The following is a 4,978-nucleotide window of genomic DNA, read 5'->3' as shown; positions in this document are numbered from 1 at the left end:
GCTCCATGCCCTGCTCAAGCCGGGCGGCCCAATCAGGTCCCTGAGCCTCCCTGAGGGCCAGCACGCAGCCCCAGGCCGCCGTAACCCCGATGGCGGGCGCGCCGCGAACCACCATGGTTTGCAGGGCATAAACCACGTCTTCCACCGTGCGGCAGACAAAGTCGGCTTCCTGTGCAGGCAGAAACCGCTGGTCAAGCAGGTGCAGTTCAAAAGTCTGGTGATCAAAACGTATGTGGTCGTCCATGCTTTCCTCCGGTGGCATACCCTTTGACCATACAACACAATAGCCTGAAAGCAAAGACGGCCGGGCGTGGGTCAACTTCAGGCGCAGGATATGCCCGGCCCTGCCGTGACTAATGTAACAATGTGAAAAGAAGGGTTTAATTGTTTTTTGCAGTGTCGTGAAGCTTTACAAACAGGCTTTTCGCTGGCTATGCTGCACCACACTGAAGAGGACGCGCCCGCAGGCGTTTGCTGCGTCCGCGCCCAGGCGCGACAGCGCGCGACTTTTCAGGCAGCGCGGCCAGGCGCCAACGCAGACCGCGCCAACGCAAGGGCGCTTTTGCCTTTGACGGGACAATCATCATGCTCCGGAGCAGGACAATGGAAGAGTTTTCACGCATTCGCCGTCTGCCCCCCTACGTTTTCGCCGTGGTGGGGGACCTCAAGATGCAACTTCGTCGGCAGAATATCGACATCGTGGACTTCAGCATGGGCAACCCGGACATTCCCACGCCCGCCCCCATTGTGGAAAAGCTCGCCGAGGCCGCAGCCAAGCCCATCAACCACCGCTACTCCCTTTCCCGCGGCATTCCCAACCTGCGCAAGGCCGTGTGCGACCGCTACAAGCGCCACTTTGATGTAGATCTTGACCCGGACAGTGAAGCCATCGTGACTATGGGCTCCAAAGAAGGTCTGGCCCACCTTTCGCTCGCCATGCTTGAGCCGGGCGATGTGGTGCTTGCGCCGGACCCCACCTATCCCATCCACAAATACGCGCCCGTCATTGCAGGCGCGGATGTGCGCAGCGTACCCATCGGTCCCGGCCGCGACTTTTTTGAAGACCTTGAGGCCGCCATGCGGCATGCCTGGCCCAAGCCCAAGCTGCTTTTCCTCTGCTATCCGCACAACCCCACCACCGAAGTGACAGACCTGGCCTTTTTTGAAAGGATTGTCGACTTCGCCAAGGCCAACAACATCTGGGTCATCCACGACCTTGCCTATGCGGATCTTGTGTTTGACGGCTACAAAGCGCCGAGCTTTCTTCAGGCCAAGGGGGCCAAGGACGTGGGCGTGGAATTTTACACCCTGTCCAAAAGCTACTCCATGCCCGGCTGGCGCGTGGGCTTCTGCATGGGCAACAAGCAGCTTATTCACGCCCTCGGGCGCATCAAGAGCTACCTTGACTACGGCATCTTCCAGCCCGTGCAGATCGCGGCCACAGTAGCGCTCAACGGTTCCGAAGACTGTGTGAACAATATCTGCAATATCTACAAGGAGCGGCGCGACCGCCTCATTGACGGCCTGAACCGCATAGGCTGGGAAGCGCCTTCTCCCAAGGCCACCATGTTCGTGTGGGCGCGCATACCTGAAGCCTTTCGCAAGATGGGTTCGGTGGAGTTTTCCAAACTGCTGCTCACAGAGGCCCATGTGGCGGTTTCTCCGGGCCTGGGCTTCGGCTCCTACGGAGACGAGTTTGTGCGCTTTGCCCTGATTGAAAACGAGCACCGCACCCGGCAGGCCATCAGCAGCATGCGCAAGCTGCTGTCCGGCGCGTCCGACTAGAGGGGTTTCAAGGCCATATTGCAGGGAAACCGTGACAGAGAGCCTCATGAAAAGATAAAAACACCGGCGGATACCGCCCGCCAGGTAAAACGAACACACGAAGTCCGGGCCACACGGCCCGGACTTCGGCAAAAAAAGGTGCCTCATCAGTTACGGTGCGGCAACCGGGCACTTCAGGAGACATCATGACCAAGAACAGCGACAAGCCACTTGTAGTGGGTCTGGCCGGATTCGGCACAGTGGGCGGCGGCCTGGTGCGCCTGCTTGAAGAAAACGCGGACCTCATCCGCCGCCGCTCGGGTCGGGATATCCTGATCAGAAAGGTGCTCGTGCGCAATGCCAAAAAGGCGCGCAGCGTTCCCCTGCCCGAAGGGGCCGAACTGACCACCAATCCGCGCGATCTGACGGATGATCCGCAAATCGACGTGCTGGTGGAGCTTATGGGCGGCATTGACCATGCCCGTGACCTCATCGACCGCGCCCTGGATCAGGGCAAGCACATTGTCACGGCCAACAAGGCGCTGCTGGCCGAAGAGGGCCTTTCCCTCTTCCAGAAAGCCGACCGCAAAAAGCGCATCCTGCGCTATGAGGCCAGCGTGGCCGGGGCCGTACCCATTGTGGAGGCCCTCAAGGAAAGCCTTACGGGCAACCGCATCCAGTCCCTCATGGGCATTCTCAACGGCACAAGCAACTATATCCTGTCCGAAATGACCTCCAACGGACTGGATTTTGACGTTGCCCTCAAGCAGGCCCAGCAACTGGGCTATGCCGAGGCCGACCCCACCCTGGACATTGACGGGCATGACGCGGCCCACAAGCTCATTCTGCTTATCCGCCTTGCCTTCGGGGCCAACTATCCCTATACAGCTCTTTCCGTGCGCGGCATTCGCGGCCTTTCGGCGCTGGACATCCGTCTGGCCCGGGAATTCGGCTACCGCATAAAGCTCATCGGCCAGGTGAGGCAGGTTCCCTGTCCCGAGGAAAAAATCGGAGGCAACGATTGCGGCGAAGGCCCGGTGCGCCTTGAAGCCGGTGTTTTTCCCGCCCTTGTGTACCACAAGTACCTGCTGGCCCGCGTGGGCGGCGCGTACAACGCCGTGCGGGTGGATGCCAATGCCTCTGGTCCGCTCTTTTTCCACGGACGCGGCGCGGGCGATCTGCCCACCGCAGGAGCCGTGCTGGCCGACCTGCTGGCCGTGGCCCGCGATGAACGGCCCAACAATACGGGATTTGTGGGCAAAGACCTGCCCAAGGCCGCCATTGTGCCGCCCGAAGAATGGCGCTCGTGCTACTATGTGCGCGTGATGGTGCAGGACGCTCCGGGCGTGCTGCGCGATCTTTCAGGCTGCATGGCCGCAGAAGGCATCAGCATGGCTCAGGTCATCCAGAAGTCCGATGAAGGCCAGGGCGTGCCGCTTGTTTTCATGACTCACGAAACCACGGCCCAGGCCATGAGCGACGCCCTGCAGCGCACTCTTGACGCCGGGCTGCTCAAAGAACCCGCGGTCTACTTCCGCGTGCTGGGTGGTGAATGATAATTCTCGATCAACCATACGTCTCGCCGGAACTGGCGGCCTATGCCGCCAACCGGCAGGAGCCCGTACTGGACAACGACATGGCCCGCGACTGCGCGGCCGAGCTTGAGGTCCTGGGCATACCCGCTCTCAACATTGTGTCTGAAGACCGTTTTGCCGCCCTGCTGCGCGAAGGGCAAGACCGTGAAGACGCCGTGCCTCCCCGCCTGTATACCTGCTCGGAAAACTCCCTTGCCTGGGTAACGGCCCATTGCGCGCAGCCTTTGGCCCGCGCCATTGAAAGACTCAAAAACAAGGCTCTTACCCGCGAACTGCTCCGCCCCCTGGACCCGGACTATTACTACCGCCGCCTTGATTTTGCGCAGATGCAGGCCCTGCCCTTCGACGAACTGCGCACGCCCTGCATACTCAAGCCCGCCGTGGGTTTTTTCAGCCTCGGCGTTTACCGCATCAACAATGCGGAAGACTGGCAGACCGCAAAGGCCGCCATTGCCGAAGAATCCACGCGCTGGTCGGAGCAGTATCCGCAGTCCGTGGTTGACGGCGGCGACTGGCTGCTGGAAGAATACATCGAGGGCGACGAATTTGCCGTGGACGTGTATTTTGACCAGAACGGCCGCGCCGTCATCTGCAACATCCTGCGCCATGAGTTTGCGGGAGCCGATGACGTGAGCGACCGCCTGTACTACACAAGCGCCGCCATCATCCGCGACCGCCTGGCTGAATTTGAAGCCTGGTTCAACAGGGTCAACGCCATTCTGGGGCTGCGGAACTTTCCAACGCATGTGGAGTTGCGCCGCAGCGCCGCCGGGCGCATTCTGCCCATAGAATTCAATCCGCTGCGCTTTGCCGGATGGTGCAGCACGGACGTGAGCCTTTTTGCCTGGGGCTTCCACTCTTACGGCTGCTTTCTTGAAGGCGCGCGCCCCTGTTGGGAAGAGGCGCTCAAGGGCAAAGAGGGCAATCTCTATACCCTCATGGCCCTGAACACACCCGCCAACTGCCCGACCATACGCGATTTTGACTATGAGGCCCTGTGCCGCCGCTTTGCAAAGGTGCTGCGCCTGCGCAAGAACGACTATTCCCGCTACGGCCTGTTCGGCTTTTTGTATACCGAAACCCCCGAAAACCAGCGGGAAGAACTGGACTATATCGCCAGTTCCGACCTGACGGAATTCGCGAGCTTCTGACAGCAGGAGGCTGCCTGTGCTGCATCTGGAAATTGAAACAACATGCCGTTGCGACATGCGCGACATCACAATGCAGCTACGCGGCCTGGTGCGGCGAAATTCCATTGAAAAGGGCTGGCGCAACGGCGTACTGGCCCTTTTTTGCCCGCACACCACCTGCGGCCTGACGGTCAACGAAGGGGCAGACCCCGACGTGCGCCGCGACATGCTCACCTTTTTCAGCGACCTCGTGCCGCGCCACGGCGACTACCACCATGCCGAGGGCAACAGCGACGCCCACATCAAGGCCACCCTGCACGGGCCGTCCCTGACCCTCTTTGTGGAGCACGGCGAACTGTGCCTCGGCACATGGCAGTCTGTCTATCTGTGCGAAGGCGACGGCCCGCGCCGTCGCACCATATGGCTGCAATGGCTTGCGGGACAGGAAGAGTACCCGCAATCGCCGCTCTGCCCCTGCCTGCCTTGGCC

4 protein-coding genes and 1 pseudogene are annotated in these 4,978 nt (G+C 60.7%); 4 read left to right on the top strand and 1 reads right to left on the bottom strand.

Annotated elements, in window-relative coordinates; genetic code table 11:
* Window positions 1–244, bottom strand: a pseudogene (gene mtnA, locus V6C16_RS07905) (S-methyl-5-thioribose-1-phosphate isomerase); the annotation flags it as partial.
* Window positions 245–603: 359 nt separating this feature from the next.
* Between mtnA and V6C16_RS07900 the strand changes: the two are divergent.
* From V6C16_RS07900 to V6C16_RS07885, 4 genes are all read left to right on the top strand, one after another.
* Window positions 604–1,785, top strand: coding sequence for an aminotransferase class I/II-fold pyridoxal phosphate-dependent enzyme (locus tag V6C16_RS07900; protein ID WP_333536953.1), 1,182 nt, complete (start codon window positions 604–606; stop codon window positions 1,783–1,785).
* A 185-nt stretch (window positions 1,786–1,970) separates the two neighbouring features.
* Window positions 1,971–3,320: a homoserine dehydrogenase gene (locus tag V6C16_RS07895; RefSeq protein WP_333542978.1), complete on the top strand. Its 1,350-nt coding sequence runs from the start codon at window positions 1,971–1,973 to the stop codon at window positions 3,318–3,320.
* A complete protein-coding gene (locus V6C16_RS07890) occupies window positions 3,317–4,510 on the top strand; it encodes an ATP-grasp domain-containing protein (RefSeq protein ID WP_333536200.1) in 1,194 nt (397 codons plus the stop codon). The genes V6C16_RS07895 and V6C16_RS07890 overlap by 4 nt, the downstream gene beginning before the upstream one ends.
* Window positions 4,511–4,565: 55 nt before the next feature.
* The coding region (locus tag V6C16_RS07885; RefSeq protein WP_442886197.1) for a secondary thiamine-phosphate synthase enzyme YjbQ at window positions 4,566–4,978 on the top strand (413 nt) is incomplete at its 3' end.

The organism is Desulfovibrio sp. 1188_IL3213 (assembly GCF_036763145.1).
Taxonomy (GTDB): domain Bacteria; phylum Desulfobacterota; class Desulfovibrionia; order Desulfovibrionales; family Desulfovibrionaceae; genus Desulfovibrio.
Note: the sequence above shows the minus strand (reverse complement) of the source record. Positions and strands in the feature narration are given on the sequence as shown.